The sequence below is a fragment of the Streptomyces sp. NPDC054866 genome (assembly GCF_053610745.1).
The window spans coordinates 1228015-1247200 of record NZ_JBSGZA010000002.1; the positions used below are offsets into that span (position 1 = coordinate 1228015).

The following is a 19186-nucleotide window of genomic DNA, read 5'->3' on the forward strand; positions in this document are numbered from 1 at the left end:
GGCGACGCGCCGGGACGTCGGGACGGGGCAGAACGCGCGAAGAAAGCGCTACAGAGCGTGCTATGACCTCGTACGGAGAGTACTCAGCCGTGGGGTGCTTGTGATAGAGCACCTCTGTTGACGAAGGTAGTTTCAGGTGCGAGCGTGGTCAATCCGCGCATCTCAGACGGCTCTGGCCGACACAACTCAGGGAAGCGGACTCTCATTGCGAAACGGTTTCTCCTCGATGTCCGAATCAACGTCTGATCCGACGCCCGGCGCGATGTCCGAACCAACCGTTCTTGTCCTTGACGCCCCGTCCCCCGCTCCGCCGCCCCGCCTCGGCAGCCTCACCGGGCGCGCCAGGATCCTGCACGCGGACGCGAACACCCTTGCGGCCCAACTCCCCCACGCCGATGTGCTGCTGGTGTGGGACTTCCTCTCGGACGCGGTGCGGCTCGCCTGGCCGGGCGAGGGGCCGCGGCCCCGCTGGGTGCACACCGCGAGCGCGGGCGTGGACCGCCTCATGTGCCCGGAGCTCGCCGAGTCCGACACGCTGGTCACCAACGCCCGCGGCGTCTTCGACCAGCCGATCGCCGAGTACGTGGCCGCCCTCGTCCTCGCCATGGCCAAGGACCTGCCGCGCACTCTCCAGCTCCAGGGCGAGCGCACCTGGCAGCACCGCGAGACCCAGCGAGTCGCCCGTACGCGCGCGTGTGTCGTGGGTTCGGGGCCGATCGGGCACGCCATCGTCCGCATGCTGAAGGGGCTCGGGATCATCACCGCCCTGGTGGGGCGCAGCGCACGGACCGGCGTCCACGGCCCGGACGAACTCGACCGGCTGATGGCGCGCGCCGACTGGGTGGTGTGCGCGGCGCCCCTCACGGACGACACGCGCGGCATGTTCGACGAGCGGCGCTTCGGGATGATGCAGCCGTCGGCGCGCTTCATCAACATCGGGCGCGGCGCGCTCGTCGTGGAGGACGCTCTCGCGGCCGCCCTGTCGAAGCGGTGGATCGCGGGCGCGGCGCTCGACGTCTTCGAGCACGAGCCGCTGCCGGCGGACAGCCCGCTGTGGACGGCGCCGGGTCTCCTCGTGTCCCCGCACATGAGCGGCGACACGGTGGGTTGGCGCGATGAACTGGGCGCGCAATTCGTCGAGTTGTACGAGGAGTGGGCCGCCGGGCGGCCTCTTTCCAACGTGGTCGACAAGAAACGCGGGTATGTACCTGGTAGTTGATCACTGCCGAAAGTCACGTCCCACCCCCTGAGGAGCGTGCATGACCGAGCTCACGGATCTCACCGCGGTACAACTCGTCGAGGCCTATCGCAAGGGCGAATTCAGTCCGGTCGACGCGACACGGGCGGCGCTGCGCAGGGCCGAGGAGGTGCAGCCCTCGGTGAACGCCTTCGTGCGCGTGGACGCCGAAGAGGCCCTCGCGCAGGCCGAGTCGAGCGCCGAGCTGTGGCGGCGCGGTGAGCCGCGAGGCCTCCTTGAGGGGGTTCCGGTCTCGGTCAAGGACATCCTGCTGCAGCGGGGCGGGCCGACGCTGCGGGGCTCGAAGGCCATCAGCACGGCAGGGACTTGGGACGAGGACGCGCCGTCGGTGGCGCGGCTCCGTGAGCACGGCGCGGTGTTCATCGGCAAGACGACGACGCCCGAGTTCGGCTGGAAGGGCGTCACGGACAGCCCGCTGAGCGGGATCACGCGCAATCCGTACGACACCTCGCGCACCGCGGGCGGATCCAGCGGCGGCAGCGCGGCGGCCGTGGCGCTGGGCGCGGCGCCGGTGTCGCTCGGGACGGACGGCGGCGGCTCGGTGCGGATCCCGGGTGCTTTCTGCGGGATCTTCGCGCTGAAGCCGACGTACGGCAGGGTGCCGCTGTACCCCGCGTCCGCGTTCGGCACGCTGGCGCACGTCGGGCCCATGACGCGGGACGCGGCGGACGCGGCGCTCCTGATGGACGTCATCAGCGGCCCCGACACGCGCGACTGGTCGCAGCTCGGCCCGGTGACGGACGGCTTCCGGGCGGGTATCGAAGGCGGCGTACGCGGCCTGCGCATCGCGTACTCGCCCTCCCTCGGCGGCCAGGTCGCGGTGCGGCCCGCGGTCGCCGCCGCGGTGCGGCAGGCGGTGGAGTCCCTCGCGGCGCAGGGTGCGTACGTCGAGGAGACCGACCCGGACTTCACGGATCCGGTGGAGGCCTTCCACACGCTGTGGTTCAGCGGCGCCGCGCGGGTGACCCAGCATCTGCCGCCCGACCGGCGGGAGTTGCTCGACCCGGGGCTGCGCGAGATCTGTGCGCAAGGCGCACGGTACAGCGCGCTCGACTACCTTGCCGCAGTTGACGTACGCATGGAGCTCGGCCGTCGCATGGGCCGCTTCCACCAGGCGTACGACCTTCTGGTCACTCCGACGTTGCCGATCACCGCGTTCGAGGCGGGGGCGGAGGTACCGAAAGGTTCCGGCCATCGTCGGTGGACGGGATGGACGCCTTTCACGTACCCCTTCAACATGACGCAGCAGCCGGCCGCGACCGTCCCCTGCGGGGTGGACCGCGATGGGCTGCCCATCGGGGTGCAGATCGTGGCGGCGCGGCACGCCGACGTTCTCGTCCTGCGGGCCGCGCACGTGCTGTACGAGGCGGGCGGCGCGAGGATCGCGCCGCCCGCCGCTGTCTGAGACCGCGGGCGGGAGCTACGCTCTGCGGAAATTCAGCGTCTCGCCCTGCGCGCCGCCGCGCCACAGGTCGTTGCAGGCCTCGGCCATCCGGTCGAGGCCGTCGACCACCTGGCCCCAGACGATGCCGGGGACCCAGCCGACGTCTCCGTTGAGCAGCAGGTTGTTGCGCTCGTAGAAGAGGGCGAGGTCCACGACCGTGGCGCCCGCCTTGACGTCCGCGGCCGGTTCGTACCCATAGGCCTGCGTGCCCAGCTGTGTCCCGTTGAAGGAGAAATAGCAGAGGTCGCCGGGAATGGGGGTGACTGTCGGGTTCTCCAGGGGCGGCTCGCGGTCCGCGAAAGCCGGAAAGAGGGCGTAGATCTCATTGCGGGCGTACTTCGCGTGATAGACGTCCTCGCTGAGCGGAAGCGCCTCCCACACCGCCGCGCAGGTCAACGGGGCCCGGTCGTCGAGCAGCTTTGCCGTGCACTGGACTCCCCGCTTCGCGAGGGAGACTTCGATGAATCGGTCTGCCATGTGTCCCATGCTCCTCCCTGGGTCAAGAGGACAACGATTGCATCAGGGGCTGAAATTGGGCCGCATATCTTGTGTCGAGTCGGGTAGTCGCGCGCCCATGGCTCCACCACTTGGGAACAACGAGGGATTCATCGGCAAAGCAGTCCGCCGCCGCTCTCTGCTCACCGGAGCGGGCGTGGCGGCACTGGGCGTATTCGGGGGCGCGGCCTGCAGCCGGGTGCCTGAGGAAGGGAAGGTCGAGGGCGGGGATCTGCTGGACCGGCTGCGTGACACCGGCGAGGTCAGGATCGGTGTCGCGGGCGAGGTCCCGTTCGGGTACATCGACAAGAACGGCGAGGTGACCGGCGAGGCACCGGAAATCGCCAAGGTGATCTTCCCTCGCCTCGGTGTGCCCAGGGTCAAGGCGGTGCCCACCAAGTTCGGTGCGCTGATCCCCGGGTTGACCCAGGCCCGGCAGTTCGACGTGGTCTCGGCGGGCATGTACATCAACCCGACGCGCTGCGAGCGGGTGCTGTTCTCCGACCCCGACTACCTGATGCTCGACTCCTTCATCGTGAAGAAGGGCAATCCGCACGGCATCAAGAAATATGAGGACATCGCCAAGAAGGGCCTGAAGCTGGCGAGCGGTACGGCCTACGCGCAGATCGCCACCGCCGAGGCGAACGGCGTGAAATCCGTCCTCGTGGTGCCCGACCAGGTGGCGGGTGCCGACGCCGTCGCGCTCGGCCGGGTCGACGCTTTCGCCGGGACCGCGGTCACCGTGCGCGACGTGGTCAAGGGCAATCCGCGGGTGGAGGCGACGAAGCCCTTCCAGCCGGTCATCGACGGCGAACCGGCCTACGGAGCGGGTGGTTTCGCCTTCAGGCTGTACGAGAAGAACCTGCGGGACGCCTTCAACAAGGAGCTGCACAAGCTCAAGGAGAGCGGTGAACTGCTCAGGATCGTCAAGCCGTTCGGGTTCACCGAGACCGAGATGACCGATCTGACGGCCGAGAAGTTGTGCCCCCCTGTGAAGGGAGCCTCCTGATGATGTCGTCGCAGTTCCTCGAGAACTGGTTCCTGCCCGGCGTCTGGATCACCGTGCAGGTCACCTTCCTCAGCGCGGCCCTCGCCTTCCTGATCGCCTTCCCCATCGGGGTGCTTCGCACGTCCCGTCTCTGGATCGTGCGCTTCCTCGCCGGGGCGTACTTCGAGATCTTCCGCAGCACCTCGTCGCTGGTCTTCATGTTCTGGATCGCGTTCACGGTGCCCGCGCTGTTCCAGATCAGCTTCGAGCCGCTTTTCGCGGGTGTCATCGCCCTGGGCATCACCTACGGGGCGTACGCGTCCGAGATCGTGCGCGGCGCGCTCGCCGCGGTGCCGCCCGCGCAGCGTGAGGCGGGCATCGCCCTGAACTTCACGCCGATGCAGCGACTGCGCCGCATCGAACTGCCGCAGGCCTGGCCCGAGATGCTGCCGCCCTTCAACAACCTGCTGATCGAGCTGCTCAAGGGCACGTCCCTCGTCTCCCTCATCGCGGTGGCCGACATGACCTTCGCCGGCGATCTGCTCCGTCTCGTCACGACCGAAAGTGGGCCGATCTACACGCTGTTGCTCGCGCTCTACTTCGTGTTCGCGTTCATCCTCACGCGCGGCATGCGGCTCCTTGAGCGGCACGCCAAGAAGGGCGTGGGTCAGGCTCCCGAGAAGCTGGGCCTGTTCAGCGGGATCCGCTCCAAGTCGTCGATCGACGTCGTCACCGGCGCGGGGGGTGCCAAGTGAACTGGGATTGGCAGAACGTCGATGACTTCATGCCCCTCTTCTGGGACGGCGTGTGGATCACGCTCAAGGCACTGCTCTTCGGCACCCTGATCGCCTTCTCGCTCGGCATGGTCTGGGCCATCGCGCAGCGGTCGGAGAAGAAGTGGATCCGCTGGCCGGTGACGGTGTTCACCGAGTTCATCCGGAACACTCCGCTGCTGGTGCAGCTGTTCTTCCTCTTCTACGTGGTGCCGGAGTGGGGCCCGTCCATGTCGCCGCTCGTCACGGGCATCGTCGGGCTCGGTCTGCACTACTCGACGTACACCTCCGAGGTGTACCGGGCGGGCATCGAGGGTGTCCCGGAAGGGCAGTGGGAGGCGGCCACCGCGCTCAGCCTCACCAAGCAGCGCACCTGGACCGCGGTGATCCTGCCGCAGGCCGTGCGCCGGGTGATCCCCGCGCTCGGCAACTACGTGATCGTCATGCTGAAGGAGTCGCCGCAGATGGCTGCCATCGGCGCGCTCGACATGCTGGGCCAGGCCCAGGGGTACAGCCAGGCGACCTTCACCTACGAGGCCATCAGCATCGTCGGCGTCGCCTTCATCGTCATCGCCTACCCGGCCTCTCTTCTTCTGCGAGTTTTGGAGCGTCGTCTTGTCCGCTGACAGCAGCACTTCCCAGGAAATCCCCAACCCGGCCGTGGACGGCAGCGAGCTGATCCGCTTCGACAAGGTGGTCAAGCGCTACGGCTCGAACACCGTCCTCGACGAGCTGGACTTCTCCGTGGACTCCGGCAAGCACGTCACCCTGATCGGCCCGTCCGGCTCCGGCAAGACCACGATCCTGCGCCTCCTGATGACCCTGGTGAAGCCCGATCAGGGCACCATCAAGGTGGGCGGCAACTACCTCATGCACGAGGAGAAGAACGGCAAGCTCGTCCCGGCGGGCGAGAAGCACATCCGCGAGGTCCGCAAAAACATCGGGATGGTCTTCCAGCAGTTCAACCTCTTCCCGAACATGAAGGTCCTGCGCAACATCATGGAGGCGCCGGTCAACGTCCTCGGCCTGCCCAAGGACGAGGCGGAGCAGCGGGCGCGCGAACTGCTCGACCTGGTCGGCCTCGGGGACCGCTGCGACGCGTACCCGACGCAGCTCTCCGGCGGCCAGCAGCAGCGTGTCGCCATCGCGCGCGCCCTGGCGATGCGTCCGCAGGTGCTGCTCCTGGACGAGGTCACGTCCGCGCTCGACCCCGAGCTGGTGGCGGGCGTCCTCGACGTCCTCAGGGACATCGCGCACACCACGGACATCACGATGCTCTGCGTGACCCACGAGATGAACTTCGCCCGCGACATTTCGGACCAGGTCCTGATGTTCGACTCGGGCCGGGTCATCGAGGCCGGGACGCCGGAGAAGATCTTCACGGAGCCGGAGCACGAGCGGACCCGGGAGTTCCTCAGCGCAGTGCTCTAGCCCGCCCGCAGCCCGGACCGCGCACCTCGGGGCCCGGCCACACGATCGACGTGGCCGGGCCTTCCCATGTCTGCGGTAGCGGCTCCGACACCCCGCCATCTCCCTCTGCATGACCTCCCATTGCTGTCGACAGCTCCATGGATCCCTCTCGAAGCCTCGTTCGACAGGGGGCGAGCCGGCTCCCACGACCATGCAATTCCCCATTACGAAGAGTCCGAGAAGAAAACATGCGTAATTTAAAGGCGGCACGCGCGCTCATCGTGAGTGCCACAACCGTGAGCATGCTCGGCACTCCGGCGCTTGCCGCAGGCAGCGCTACGGCAGCCGATTCCCACGTCGCCGTAGACAGGTCTTTACTGCTCCTTCACCTATGGGCATTGCCCTTCCGTACACCTCCCGAAATGCCAATAGCGCGCGCTGGCAACACTGTTGAACACTCTGACGCACACAGCACGCCGGTCACACTCTCGGAGGTACATCAGTGTCGTCGTCAACCGTTTCCCGCTCTCGCAGAAGGCAAACTGTCGCGCTCGCCGTGGCCGCCGTGACGTCATTCGGGCTCATGGGTGTCGCAGCCCAGACAGCGACGGCCGCGCCATCCGATGGAGGCGCAATCACCGTGACGGCGGCCAAGACGAAGGATAAGTACGGGAAATGGAGCGCCGCCGGATGGGGCTCCATCAACAGGTGCCGCTACCACGTCTCGCTCAAGGTCTCGAAGAAGAAGATCCGGGGGCAGGGAGACAGCCACTGCAAGCGTAAGGCGGCACAGGTGGTCGTCACCGCCATCACCATCAACAACGACAAAGCCAAATACGACGTCACACGGCGTAATGCCAAGAACATCTTCGCACCCTCTCTGAAGATGAAGAACCCCAGGGGCACACAGAAGATCTGCGCTCTCGGTTATGTCAACCACCCGTTGGACGAAACTAACCCGAAGCGCAGCGAAGCGAAGGTATGCATCAAGGGATAGGGCGCAGCGACGCCAATGCGATCCCCCCACTCTTATGAGAACAAGGAGAGAACATGCGTAATTCAAAGGCAGCACGCGCGCTCATCGTGAGTGCCGCAGCCGTGAGCATTCTCGGCACTCCGGCGCTTGCCGCAGGCAGCGCTACGGCAGCCGATTCCCACGTCGCCGTGGACGCGGCGGCCAAGAAGTGCAAGATAAGCGCGATGACCGACCGGGTGGACCGCCGGACGGACAAGTACGGCTACGGCGGCATCAAGTGCAACTACAGGGCTTCCGTCAAGGTCAAGGTCACCCTCTACAACGGCCGGAAGAAGGTGGCATCGGAAAGCTGCAGCGGCACCAAGAGCTGCTACGTCAGCACAAAGGCCGTCGCCGACAACGACGCGTACACGCGGACCTGGAAGACAAAGGTCGTGACCAAGGCCGGCTCCAAGAAGGCGACGAAGTGGAGCAACAAGCTGCGCGGCTGACGGGCGCCGCTCCCTTACGCAAGGGAACCCGGCGATGTCACCAATGCGCTCGGCTGCCAGGCCGACCCGGTGCGGGACCTTGAAACGGGTCTTCAGGTCGGGATTGGCTTCTGGGTGAGGGCCTGCATGGCGCCAATAGCCTCGTTGAACCGCTCATGCGAATCTCGTTCACCGTCGCGGGGGCGAGCGGCGGCGGCTGGGCGGGTATTGACGGCTCCGGACGATGGCGAGGAAGGCCATGGCGAGCATGCACACGGCCCGTATGCCTCATCAGCAAGGAAGCAGGTGAAGGTCACGTCGGCTCCAGCGTGCGCCGGGCCAGCTCTGGCTTGGCCGCCACCCCGGTGGCCCGCTCGGGAGGAAAGTTCCGCTCGGCACAGCGAGGCTCGTGCTCGGCGGTGGTGCCGGCTCAGACGGCCAAGGTAGAGCTCGCGGTCGGTGGGCGTGCAGCCCCGGCTGGAGCCGTAGGACAAAGACACGCTGACCTGGGCGTTCTCGATCCTGTCGGCCGTGCCGAAGCACTGCCGCTGCACCCCGGCGGTCTTGGCGACCTTCCTGATGCCACCGGTCTCGTCCGCGATCAGCACCGCGTCATCGGCCGCCAAGGCGGCGACCGCATAGGCCCGGAACCGGTCGCGAAGCTCGTCGGCGCCCCAGGCCGCCTTGGCGAGAAAACCCTGCAGCCGGTCGGGATTGAGGTGCCCCGCCCGGCGGCAGCACCAGTCCCGAACGGGGCGACGAGGCACCCACCGTCACGCCACATGAACAACCTGCTACAGTACTGGGAATCAATTTTCAGTCAGCTTCGGAATGGGCCCCGGTAAACCTCCCACCTCCTTTCCCCATGCAAGAAGTTTTCCCCTAGGATGGCGCGCATGGTAGGCCAAAACGGGGAAGGTGTGCGACGGCTGTGGCGCAGCATAATCATGACCAAAAACTCCCTCACGGAGCCTCACGCGACGGAGACTTCTGTTCGTGTCAACTCGCGCGCGAGCCGAACGAACTCCAGCCGCCGGTAGATATCCTGACGGAGCGAGAACGCCAGGTACTGGCCCTGCTCGGAGGCGGTTTGCCGAACCGCACCCTCGCCAGAAGACTGGGCATAGCCGAGCGCACAGTTAAAGCCCATGTAGCGCACATCATTGGCAAGCTGGGGCTTGAATCTCGATTGGAAGCAGCCCTTATCGCAAATGTCTACCATGACCTCATCTGCCCGGGAAGGCAATCGGCGAATTGAGCGATAAGGGATCCTCCAGCGGTTAGGCCTACGGGACTCCCTAATTGCCATACCGCGTGCCGCTGAGCACGCGGCCGCAGTCAACTCCACAGGCTTACGTCATGGGTTGACGAGCATGACCAAAGGGGCACACGCCTCGCTCGCCAGGGCGGAACGTGCCGCCTCTGCCTCGTCAGCTGACTGACCTGAACTGCATCGACCGAGGCCTGCGGATCGGGGCACAACAAGGGCATATGCCAGAGTGGCGCGTTCCTGCTGACGGAGCCGGAACGCGCCACCAATCTCGTCAACAGCCGCTCCATATCCATCTCTTGGCGGCTATCGTGGGACGGAGGCCAGCTGTCCGGAACCGTTCCACGCAGGGGGAAGCCGTGGCGCTGAAGCACGAGCCGACCACGCCGCAGCACTCGGTGCAGAGCGCCCTGCGGGTGCTCGAGATCGTCGCCAGGCACGAGGGCGGCGTCACCGACGTCGAGCTCGCCCGGCAGACCAAACTGCCCGCACCCCAGCTCGCCGCCCTGCTGCGCATGCTGCGCCGCGAGGCATACGTCGAGCAGGTGGCCGACGGTGCGTACGTGACCGGCGAATCCCTCACCCGCCTCGGCTCGGCCCAGCGCCGTGACCAGGCCCTGCGGGACAAGCTCAAGGTGACGCTCGACGGCCTGCGCGACTCGATCGGCGCCGCCGTCTACATCAGCCGGTACGAGGACGGCGAAATCAAGATCACCGACTTCGCGGACGGCCCCCGCACCCCCAAGGTCAACGAATGGGTGGACTTCCGCTCCTCCGCGCACGCCAGCGCGGTCGGCAAGAGCCTGCTGACCCAGCTCGACCTGAACGGCCGCAGGGACCACCTCTCCCGCCACAAGATGGCCCGCCTCACCTCGCGGACGATCACGAACGAGCGGGTCCTCCTGAACCGCCTCGCCGCCCAGCCCGCGACGGTCCCGGTCCTCGACCTCCAGGAGTACGCGGTCGGCACGGTCTGCGCCGCCGTCCCCATCACCGCGGGCTCCGCGGTCGGCTGCCTGGCGCTCTCCCTCCCGGTGGAGCACGCGCACCGGCTCCGGGAGGCGGCCCAGACGCTCAACCGCGGGGCGGCGCCGGTGCTGCTCTCGCTGGCGATCTAGGCACGCCGCACGGGCGGTCCTGAGCACCCTCCGGGACCAGGTATTATTTTCGAGTCAGCAGGCGCCGCTAGCTCAGTTGGTTAGAGCAGCTGACTCTTAATCAGCGGGTCCGGGGTTCGAGTCCCTGGCGGCGCACAGACGGTGAGAAGCCCCTCGCGGAAGCGAGGGGCTTCTTGCGTTCCGCGAAAAACATATCCCTCGCACCGGTGAGGACAGCGCCCTCAGGGCCCCGCGATACTGGCACGGCCCTCCTGCCCCGAGGAGCCGCCCGATGCGACGTCCCTTCCCCGCGCTGTCCCGGCTGGGCACCACCCACCCCTACGTCGTGGACACCGCGCTCGCCGCCCTGGTGCTGTTCGCCGTGTCGCTCCAGTTCCTGTTCCCCGACGACGGGGGCGACGAGCTGAGCGCCGCCGGGTTCGCCCTCGGCGCCGGTACCGCGGTGCCGCTGATCTGGCGGCGCCTCGCGCCCTTCGCCTGTGCCTCCGTGATCGCCTTCTTCACGCCCGCCATGGCGCTCCACCACCGGCCGCCGCCCGACGTCTGCTTCGGCGGCATGGTCGCCCTCTACACCGTGGCCACCCTGAGCACCCCGCTGAAACGGCGTGTCATGCTCGCCGGGTGGCTGACGGGGGCCGCCGTCACGATGACCTTCAAGGAGCACGCGGAGCCGTACGAGTACCCCTTCCACCTGCTCACCCTCATCAGCGCGTACGCCCTCGGAGCCTTCGCCCGTGTGCAGCGCGCGTACACCGCGGCCCTGGAGGACCGGGCCCGGCGCCTGGAGCGGGAGCGCGCCACCGAGACGGCGCGAGCGGTGAGCCAGGAGCGGTCCAGGATCGCCCGCGACATGCACGACATCCTCGCCCACGCGGTGAGCCTGATGGTGGTCCAGGCGGAGGCCGGCCCCGTGGTCGTCCGCAGCGACCCCGACCGCGCGGTGGGGGCGTTCGACGCGATCGCCGGTGCGGGGCGCGACGCGATGGAGCAGTTGCGGCGGATCCTGGGCGTACTGAGGGAGTCCTCGCCCCCGGACGGCGCACGCGTGCCGCAGCCGACGCTCGCGGCGCTCCCGGAACTCGCCGCACTGGTCGAACGCACGGGCCTGCGCGTGGAGTTGGGGGAAGAAGGCCGTCCTCGCCCGCTTGCCCCCGACGTCGAGGTGGCCGCGTACCGCGTCGTCCAGGAGGCGCTGACCAACTGTGTGAAGCATGCGGCGGCAAGCGCTGCCAGCATTCAACTCAGCTGGTCGGACAGCGAATTGAGCATCCTGGTGCAGGACGACGGAGCCGGGCTCTCCGCCTCGGACGGCGCGGGTCACGGTCTCGTCGGCATCCATGAACGCGCCGCCGCGTGCGGTGGCACCGCCGAAGCCGGTGACGGACCCGATGGTGGATTCCGTGTCGCCGTACGGCTGCCCACGGCATCCTTGGGGGATGAGCATCCGGGTGGCGGTCGCCGACGATCAGGAGCTGGTGCGCAGCGGCTTCTCCATGATCCTTGAGGCGCAGCCCGACATCGAGGTGGTGGCGGAGGCGGGTGACGGCGCCCAGGCTGTGGCGGCGGTGCTCCGGCATGCCCCTGACGTCATCCTCCTGGACATCCGGATGCCGGGGATGGACGGCATCGAGGCGGCCCGCCAGGTGTGCGCGCAGTCCAGCTGCCGGGTCGTCATGCTCACCACGTTCGACCTCGACGAGTATGTGTACGAGGCGCTGTACGCGGGGGCGAGCGGCTTCCTGCTCAAGGACGTCCGCAGGGACGACCTGGTGCACGCGGTGCGCGTCGTGGCGGCCGGGGACTCCCTGCTCGCACCCTCGGTGACGCGGCGCCTGGTGGCGGACGTGGTCCGGCGCCGCCGCACGGAGGCCGACGCGCCCGCCGTGTCGCCCTCCGAACGCCTCGCGGTGCTCACGGCCCGCGAGGAGGAGACGCTGCGACTCCTTGCCCGGGGGCTCTCGAACGCGGAGATCGCTGCGTCGTTCGTGGTCAGCGAGCACACGGTGAAGACCCATGTCAGCAACGTCCTGTCGAAGCTGGCGCTGCGGGACCGGGTGCAGGCGGTCATCTGCGCGTACGAGACGGGGCTCGTGGTTCCGGGGGGTTAGGCCTGCCGTCGAGCCGCCGTCCGTCTCCCCCGGCCGACGGAGTCCTACCCCGCGCGAGGGAGACCGCAAGACCACCCACCACGGCGATCCGCCGCGGGCGGGTGAGGACGACTCTGAGGGGCGGTAACCCGGAATCCTCCAAGGAGGCGCCAGCCATGCTCGCCGCCCTCGCCCGTACAGCGACCCAACGTCCCAAGACCGTCGTCCTCATCTGGCTTCTGCTCCTCGTCCTGGGCCTCGGCTTCGGGACCAGGGTCTTCGGCGACCTGACCTCGTCGGTCGAAGACGTGCCCGGCAGCGAGTCGGTCGTCGCCGAGGAACGCCTCGCCGAACTCACCCCGGACGGCGACGACTTCAGCGCCGTCGTGTCGGCTCCCGCGGTCAACACCCCGCAGCTCCGCTCGCAGGTGGGCGACGCGGTGGCCGACGTACGGAAGCATCCGGGCATCGCCCAGGTGCCGGATCCGTACACCACCAGGGGCCTGGTCGCCCAGGACGGCAAGGCCCTGCTCATCCCGGTCACGCTCAAGGGCGGCCTCGACGACGACGCCGAGGAAGAGGCCGTCGGCGACGCGGCCGACCGCATCCGCGAGATCACCGCCGGTGACGTGGCGGTGAGCGGCGGGCCGCTGCTCGGCGAGCAGATGGGCGGCAGGGCCCAGGAGGACGTGGCGCAGGCCGAGTTGATCACCCTGCCCGCCGTGCTGGTCGTCCTCCTGCTCATCTTCGGCGGGCTGCGGGCCGCCGGGCTCCCCCTCCTGGTCACCGTGAGCGGCGTCGCCGGCGCCTTTCTGACCCTCTACGGCTTCAGCCAGTTCACCGAGATCTCCGTCTACGCCGTCCAGATCGTCACCATGCTGGGCCTCGGCCTCGCCGTCGACTACGCGCTCCTGATGGTGATCCGCTTCCGCGAGGAACGAGGGAAGACGGACGACGTGGCGCAGGCCGTGCACGCGACCGTCGCCCGCGCCGGCCGCACCGTCCTGTTCTCCGGCCTGACGGTGGCCATCAGCCTGTCGGGGCTCGTCTGGTTCCCCAGCCCGTTCCTGCGCAGCATGGGCCTCGCGGCCGGCGCGGTGGTCGTCGTCGACATGCTGGCGGCCCTGACGCTGCTGCCCGCGCTGCTCGCGCTGTTCGGCGGCAAGATCGCGCCTTCGGGGCCGAAGTCCCGTACGCGGAAGGGGCCTTGGGGCCGCCGCGAGCCCGGTGCCACCTCCGAACCCGGCGCCTTCTTCGCCCGCCTCGCCCTCTTCTCCGCCCGGCGCCCGCTGGCCGTGGTCGCCGCCGTCGTCGCCGTGCTCACCCTCCTCGCGCTGCCCGCCTTCGGGATGCGGATCAACATCGGGGACGCCCGGCAGCTCCCGCACGACACCGAGGCGCGGCAGCTGTACGACACCGTGCGCGAGCACTATCCGGCGGGGACGGACACCGACCCCGTCCAGGTGCTCATCGGGTCGGGCGCCGACCCCGACTGCGAGGACAAGATCCGGGCCCTGCCCGGGATCAGGACGGCCGACCGCGAGCGGCTCTCGGACGGCACGGTCCTGCTCGAACTGACCCCGGAGGGTTCGGTCGACGGGCCCACCGCCACCCGGCTCGTGGAGCAGGTGCGTGACCTCCGTGGCGACGAGCCCATCCAGGTCACGGGCAACGCCGCGAGCCTCGTCGACTTCCGCTCGATGCTCGCCGAGCGCGCGCCCTGGGCCGTACTCACCGTCCTGGTCGGCCTGTTCGCCCTGCTCTTCTCCTTCACCGGCTCACTGCTGCTGCCCCTGCGTACGCTCGCCACCACCCTGCTCAGCCTGGGCGCCGCGCTCGGCGTCGTGGTGTGGGTGTTCCAGGACGGGCATCTCGCGGGGCTGCTCGGCGGTGAGGAGCTCGGGGCGCTGAGTCTGACCGCGCCGCCGCTGATCATCGCGATCGCGTTCGGGCTCGCCATGGACTACGAGCTGTTCATCCTGTCCCGGATGCGGGAGACGTGGCTGGAGACCGGCGACCACCGTGCCGCCGTCGTGGAGGGACTGCGCCGCTCGGGCCGCGTCGTCAGCTGTGCGGCGCTGCTGCTCGCGATCGTCTTCGGCGGCTTCATGACCGGCGGCTTCTCACCGATCCTGCAGATCGGGCTCGGCCTGACGCTCGCGGTGCTCATCGACGCGACCGTGGTGCGGATGTTCCTCGTCCCGGCGACGATGACGCTGCTCGGCCGCCGCGCCTGGTGGGCGCCGCGGCGGATGCGGAAGCTCCATGAGCGGTACGGGCTGCGCGAGGCGCCCGTCCCGCCTCCTGAGCAGGGCCTCGTCAGGCAAGCACCACCCAGTCCATGACCAGGGCGGCCACCAGGCCGACGGCGAGGAGATAGCTGCCGAGCCGGGTCCGACCGCGCCTGCTGAGTTCGATCACCAGGCCGCAGAGGACGAGCAGCAGCCCGTACACCCCCACGACCAGGACGGACGACCGGCTCGCCAGGCGTACGGCGAGCACTACGGCCGCCGCGGCCATCAGCACCGAGGCCGCGGCGATCCGTATGCGCCGGGCCTGGCGCGGCGTGAGGCCTGCCCGTATCTGGTCTGACGTGCTCATGGTTCAGGATCGTAATGGACCGGACCGGTGGCCGGTGCATGATGCATGCTTCCGGGCGCTGCCAGGCGCTGTCGGGCTCAGGCCCGCAGGTACGCGAGGACCGCGAGCACCCTGCGGTGGGTTCCGTCTCCTGGCGGCAGGTCCAGTTTGCCGAGGATGTTGCCGATGTGTTTGCCCACCGCGGCCTCGCTGACGACGAGTTCGGCGGCGATCGACGCGTTCGACCTGCCCTCGGCCACCAGGCCGAGCACCTCGCGCTCGCGCGGCGTGAGCTGTTCGAGAGGGTCGCGGCGGCGCCTGATCAACTGCCGTACGACTTCCGGGTCCACGACCGTGCCGCCGTCCGCGACCCGCGTGACCGCGTCGGCGAACTGCTCGACCTGGCCCACCCGGTCCTTGAGCAGATAGCCGACGCCGGTGCCGTCGCCGGTGTCCAGGAGTTCGGCGGCGTACGAACGTTGCACGTACTGGCTGAGCACCAGGACCGGAAGCTTCGGCCGTTCGGCGCGCAGGGCGAGGGCCGCGCGCAGGCCCTCGTCCTGGAAGGCGGGCGGCATGCGTACGTCGGTGAGGACGAGGTCCGGGTCATGCGCGTCGACAGCGGCGCGCAACCCCTCCGCGTCACCGAGCGCTGCGGGCACCTCGTGGCCGAAGCGGGCGAGCAGGCCGATGAGTCCCTCGCGGAGCAGCACGCTGTCCTCGGCGACGACGATCCTCAGTCGCCGAGGGGGGTCGGGGGGTGCTGGGCTCGGCACGGGATCTCCACGGACAGTACGGTCGGGCCACCGGGCGGGCTGGTGACCGTCAGTGTGCCATCGAGCACCGCGATCCGGTCCGCCAGGCCGGTCAGGCCGGTGCCGCGGGCCGGGTCCGCGCCGCCGTCGCCCTCGTCGCGCACGTCGATGCGGAGGACTTCTTGCCGCTCGTGGCGGGCCTGGATGTGCGCGCGGGGAGCGTTGCTGTGGCGGGCGATGTTGGTAAGTGCTTCCCGGGTGGCGAAGTACCCGGCGGATTCGACGGGTTCGGGCAGGCGGGGCAGGCCGTCCAGGTCGGTGTCGACGGGGATCGGGGAGCGGTCGGCGGCGTCTTCGATGGCGGCGGCGAGGCCGTAGTCGACAAGCACCTGGGGATGGATGCCGCGAATGAGCTCACGCAGTTCCGTGAGCACTTTCCCCGCTTCGTCGTGGGCCGTGGCGAGCTGGGCGGCGAGGGGGCTGCCGGGGGCGGCGTCGAGCCTCGCGAGCCCCAGGGTCATGGTGAGCGCGACGAGCCGCTGCTGGGCCCCGTCGTGCAAGTCCCGTTCAATACGCCGCCGTTCGGCTTCGAAGGCGTCGACCAGGCGGGCCCTGGAGCGGGTCACTTCCGCCAGCTGGGTGGCCAACTCGGCCTCGCGGGGCGCGAGGAGGAGGCGGGCGAGGGCGGCTCGGGCGGAGGCGTAGGCGCCGAGGGGATAGAGCAGCGGGGCGAGGAGGGCCAGGCCGAGGAGGGCCAGGGCGAAGGCATGCGGGTAGTCGCTGACCAGCCAGAGCTTGGCGGCACGTATCTCGCCGCCGTCGAGGGCGAGTTGGGCGGGGGCGCCGATGAGGAGGGCGGGGGCGCCGACGGTGCAGGCGAGCACGAGGAGGTCGAGGGGCCACAGGACGAGGGCGAGCAGGACGGCGTACGCGAGCTCGCGCCAGGTGGCCTGCTCCTTGACGCGCAGCGTGAACCAGGCGGGGATGCCGGGGGCTTCGGGGGTGCGGTGGGGGGTGGGGGCCGGGGTCGCGGGGTCGACGAGGCGGAGGCGACGGCGTTCGAGGGCGGCGACGGGGATGCCGGTGAGGGCGAGGAGGGGTAGGAGGGGGAGCCCTACGAGTACGAGGGCGAGGGCAGCGCAGAGTAGGAGGGCGACAGCCCCGCCAACGAGAACGAAGCTCCCCAGGAGAACACCCCCGAGGAGGTACGCGACGCCCCTCCAGGGCGCGCTACTCCCCAGATAGCCCCGCCTCCGAAGCCCCGCCCACACGCTGTCGCTGGCCACCATGGGGCCACGGTATGCGGAGGGGCGGGGCGGTGCCGGCGGTGCGGTGCTGGTCGGTCTTGGGGCGGGGCCGCGCCGGTATGTCCGTCCTCGCTATCGTCCGGTGGCCGCGGGGCTACTGCGGCACCGGAGCCTCCGGGAACCGTGCTCCGGGCAGACATACCGGCACGTCCCCTCGCGTGCGTCGCCGACTGCGGGTGCGTGTGGGCCGGGCTCCCGAGGGTGGGGCGGGGTGATGCCCCATCGATGTCCCCCCGTTCCCCACCCACCCGCGTCGCCGACTGCGGGCGCGTGCGGACCGGCCCCCGAGGATGGGGCGGGGTGATGCCCCATCGATGTCCCCCCGTTCCCCACCCACCCGCGTCGCCGACTGCGGGCGCGTGCGGGCCGGCCCCCGAGGATGGGGCGGGGTGTTGCCCCCATCGATGCCCCCCCGTTCCCCACCCGCCCCTGCTGCGCCCCCTCGACACCGCGGGGCAATCGGGTGGGTGGGCGGGAAAGCTTGTTCGTTCAGGGTCGGATGCGGGGCGAACGGGCGGGTGGGCGGGAGAGGCAGCGAAGGCGGGCGCGCTCAGCCCGGCAGCAGCCCCTCACGACCCTGGGCCCGGTACTGGCCCAGCAGTTCAGCCAGGGCCGCCGGCGTGAGGCGGTGATACGCCCCCGCCCCCGCATCGGGGCGCCACCACACAGACCCCCCGCAGCGGAATCCCTCCCCACGCAAAGCAGAGCGAGCCACCTTATTGGTGGCCGTAACCGGCATCCGCTCCACCACCCGTACGAAGCGAGGCGCCATCTTCGTCCCCAGATCCGGCTGGGAGAGGAGGAACTCCGCGAAGGCCAAGGGGTCGAACTCCACCCCCTCCCGGAGGGAAACCGCGGCCATCACCTGATCCCCCGCCACGGGGTCGGGAACCGCGTACACCGCCACCCCCGCAGCCCCCTCCCACCGCGCGAGGATGTTCTCGATCATCGCCGCCGCCAAGTTCTCGCTGTCCACGCGGAGCCGGTCATCCGTACGCCCCGCGAAGTAGAGGAACCCCTCCGCGTCCCGGTAGAAGAGATCCCCCGTCCAGTACCAGCCGTCCCGAAGCCGCGCCGCGTCCGCCTCGGAGTTGCGCCAGTACCCCTCGAACGGCGTGCGCCCCTTGTTCACCAACTCCCCTATCGCCTCCTCCCCGTTCAGGAGCCGCCCGTCCGCCGCGAAGACAGCGCGCGGGCACTCCTCACGCGTGCCGGGATCCACCACCGCCAACTCGTCCCCCGGCGCCGCCCGCCCGATCGCCCCGGACGGAGTCCCCGGCGTCCGCTGGATCGCCGCCCCGCCCTCCGAGGACCCGTAGCCCTCCACCAGCCGCACCCCGAACCGCTTCTCGAACCGCTCCGCGTCCACCGCCCCGGCCTCCGTGCCGAAGCCCATCCGGAGCGGGTTCTCCGTGTCGTCGGGACGCTCAGGCGTGGCCAGGATGTACTGCACCGCCCTGCCCACGTACGTGAAGTACGTGGCCCCATGCGCCCGTACGTCGTCCAGGAACGCCGAAGCCGAGAAGCGCCGCCGCAGCGCCACCCCCGCCCCCGCCGCCAGCGCGGGCGCCCAGTCCGCGATCACCGCGTTGCCGTGGAACATGGGCATGCAGATGTAGTGGACCCCGTCAGGACCGAGCCGGAAGTGGGTGACCAGGGACTGCCCCGCCGCCGCGAGACGGCCCTGGCTACAGATCGCGGCCTTGGGCGCCCCGGTCGAGCCGGAGGTGAAGTAGAGCAGCATCCGGCTGGACGGGCTCGCCGCCCGCGATATCTCCGGGCGCGCGTCCGCATAAGGGCCCAGCAGCTCCCCGTACGCCTCCGTGTCCGTCACCAGCACACGTACGCCCGGGAGTTGGAGGCCGTCCAGTAGCGCGAGGTGCGCCCGTTCCGTGATCAGGACCCGGCAGTCGGTGTGCACGATGTCGCGGGCCAGTTCCGCACCCCTGCGCGTGGGGTTGATGCCCGCCACCGCCGCGCCTGCCAGCGCGGCGGCGCTCAACCACAGCGGGTACTCGGGGGTGTTGTCGAGCAGGACACCGACGTGCGGCTCGGCCCCTCTCGGCAGCAGGTCGGCCAGGAGCGCGGCCCTCGCCGCCGCACCCGCCGCGACCTGGTGATGAGTCAGCTCCTGGTGCTCGAAGCGCAGGCCGGGGCGGTGGTCACCCCAGCGCGCCTGTACGAGTTCCGCGACCGTGCTCCCGGTGGACTTCATGGCCGCGCACCATAATTGATGGACCGTCAGATGAGGAGGG

At 69.5% G+C, this 19186-nt stretch carries 19 protein-coding genes and 1 tRNA gene; 14 read left to right on the forward strand and 6 right to left on the reverse strand.

Translation table 11 applies throughout. From position 1 onward, the window contains the following. Positions 1–262: 262 nt before the first annotated feature. Both ACWGI2_RS14185 and ACWGI2_RS14190 read left to right on the forward strand, forming a co-directional pair. On the forward strand, positions 263–1219 hold the full coding sequence (locus ACWGI2_RS14185; protein WP_453695479.1) for a D-2-hydroxyacid dehydrogenase: 957 nt from the start codon (positions 263–265) through the stop codon (positions 1217–1219). A 40-nt stretch (positions 1220–1259) separates the two neighbouring features. Then, positions 1260–2663, forward strand: coding sequence for an amidase (locus ACWGI2_RS14190; RefSeq protein WP_453695481.1), 1404 nt, complete (start codon positions 1260–1262; stop codon positions 2661–2663). 15 nt (positions 2664–2678) lie between these two features. Here ACWGI2_RS14190 and ACWGI2_RS14195 read toward each other — a convergent pair whose 3' ends face one another. Then, positions 2679–3179: a DUF3830 family protein gene (locus ACWGI2_RS14195; RefSeq protein WP_160505201.1), complete on the reverse strand. Its 501-nt coding sequence runs from the start codon at positions 3177–3179 to the stop codon at positions 2679–2681. A gap of 97 nt (positions 3180–3276) precedes the next feature. Here ACWGI2_RS14195 and ehuB point away from each other — a divergent pair, with 97 nt between their 5' ends. The 6 genes from ehuB to ACWGI2_RS14225 all read left to right on the forward strand — a co-directional run bounded on the left by ehuB (position 3277) and on the right by ACWGI2_RS14225 (position 7835). Beyond that, positions 3277–4206 (forward strand): ectoine/hydroxyectoine ABC transporter substrate-binding protein EhuB, encoded by a 930-nt coding sequence (ehuB, locus tag ACWGI2_RS14200; RefSeq protein ID WP_453695482.1) that lies wholly within the window; start codon positions 3277–3279, stop codon positions 4204–4206. Next, positions 4206–4940 (forward strand): ectoine/hydroxyectoine ABC transporter permease subunit EhuC, encoded by a 735-nt coding sequence (ehuC, locus tag ACWGI2_RS14205; RefSeq protein WP_453695483.1) that lies wholly within the window; start codon positions 4206–4208, stop codon positions 4938–4940. Before ehuB ends, ehuC begins: the two co-directional genes overlap by 1 nt. Beyond that, positions 4937–5584 (forward strand): ectoine/hydroxyectoine ABC transporter permease subunit EhuD, encoded by a 648-nt coding sequence (ehuD, locus tag ACWGI2_RS14210; protein WP_453695484.1) that lies wholly within the window; start codon positions 4937–4939, stop codon positions 5582–5584. Before ehuC ends, ehuD begins: the two co-directional genes overlap by 4 nt. A gap of 34 nt (positions 5585–5618) precedes the next feature. Further along, positions 5619–6389, forward strand: a complete 771-nt coding sequence (gene ehuA, locus ACWGI2_RS14215; protein WP_443032792.1) for an ectoine/hydroxyectoine ABC transporter ATP-binding protein EhuA — start codon at positions 5619–5621, stop codon at positions 6387–6389. Positions 6390–7008: 619 nt separating this feature from the next. Then, positions 7009–7365, forward strand: coding sequence for a hypothetical protein (locus ACWGI2_RS14220; protein ID WP_453395684.1), 357 nt, complete (start codon positions 7009–7011; stop codon positions 7363–7365). Positions 7366–7418: 53 nt separating this feature from the next. Continuing rightward, on the forward strand, positions 7419–7835 hold the full coding sequence (locus ACWGI2_RS14225; RefSeq protein WP_453395685.1) for a hypothetical protein: 417 nt from the start codon (positions 7419–7421) through the stop codon (positions 7833–7835). Positions 7836–7927: 92 nt separating this feature from the next. Here the strand turns inward: ACWGI2_RS14225 and ACWGI2_RS14230 are convergent, their stop codons facing one another. Then, complete coding sequence (locus ACWGI2_RS14230) at positions 7928–8581, reverse strand: transposase (protein ID WP_453695486.1); 654 nt, start codon at positions 8579–8581, stop codon at positions 7928–7930. 164 nt (positions 8582–8745) lie between these two features. Here ACWGI2_RS14230 and ACWGI2_RS14235 point away from each other — a divergent pair, with 164 nt between their 5' ends. From ACWGI2_RS14235 to ACWGI2_RS14260, 6 genes are all read left to right on the forward strand, one after another. Further along, on the forward strand, positions 8746–9072 hold the full coding sequence (locus tag ACWGI2_RS14235; protein WP_453395687.1) for a response regulator transcription factor: 327 nt from the start codon (positions 8746–8748) through the stop codon (positions 9070–9072). Positions 9073–9443: 371 nt separating this feature from the next. Beyond that, complete coding sequence (locus tag ACWGI2_RS14240) at positions 9444–10202, forward strand: IclR family transcriptional regulator (protein WP_453695487.1); 759 nt, start codon at positions 9444–9446, stop codon at positions 10200–10202. Positions 10203–10263: 61 nt separating this feature from the next. Then, positions 10264–10337 (forward strand) — tRNA-Lys (locus ACWGI2_RS14245). 136 nt (positions 10338–10473) lie between these two features. Then, the gene (locus ACWGI2_RS14250; protein WP_453695488.1) at positions 10474–11706 is read left to right on the forward strand and encodes a sensor histidine kinase; all 1233 of its coding nucleotides are present in this window, start codon (positions 10474–10476) and stop codon (positions 11704–11706) included. Beyond that, entirely contained in the window at positions 11639–12310 is a 672-nt protein-coding gene (locus ACWGI2_RS14255) for a response regulator (protein WP_453695489.1), read from the forward strand. Before ACWGI2_RS14250 ends, ACWGI2_RS14255 begins: the two co-directional genes overlap by 68 nt. 155 nt (positions 12311–12465) lie before the next feature. Then, positions 12466–14634 (forward strand): MMPL family transporter, encoded by a 2169-nt coding sequence (locus ACWGI2_RS14260; RefSeq protein WP_453695490.1) that lies wholly within the window; start codon positions 12466–12468, stop codon positions 14632–14634. On the opposite strand, the gene ACWGI2_RS14265 is transcribed toward ACWGI2_RS14260, so the two are convergent. The 4 genes from ACWGI2_RS14265 to ACWGI2_RS14280 form a co-directional block, all read right to left on the reverse strand. Next, a complete protein-coding gene (locus ACWGI2_RS14265) occupies positions 14609–14890 on the reverse strand; it encodes a hypothetical protein (protein ID WP_160505209.1) in 282 nt (93 codons plus the stop codon). The two genes, ACWGI2_RS14260 and ACWGI2_RS14265, sit on opposite strands and share 26 nt — an antisense overlap. Before the next feature lie 77 nt (positions 14891–14967). Then, the gene (locus ACWGI2_RS14270; RefSeq protein WP_453395692.1) at positions 14968–15645 is read right to left on the reverse strand and encodes a LuxR C-terminal-related transcriptional regulator; all 678 of its coding nucleotides are present in this window, start codon (positions 15643–15645) and stop codon (positions 14968–14970) included. Further along, positions 15606–16913, reverse strand: coding sequence for a sensor domain-containing protein (locus ACWGI2_RS14275; RefSeq protein ID WP_453695492.1), 1308 nt, complete (start codon positions 16911–16913; stop codon positions 15606–15608). Before ACWGI2_RS14275 ends, ACWGI2_RS14270 begins: the two co-directional genes overlap by 40 nt. 568 nt (positions 16914–17481) lie before the next feature. Then, complete coding sequence (locus tag ACWGI2_RS14280; RefSeq protein ID WP_453695494.1) at positions 17482–19146, reverse strand: long-chain-fatty-acid--CoA ligase; 1665 nt, start codon at positions 19144–19146, stop codon at positions 17482–17484. Positions 19147–19186 lie beyond the last annotated feature (40 nt).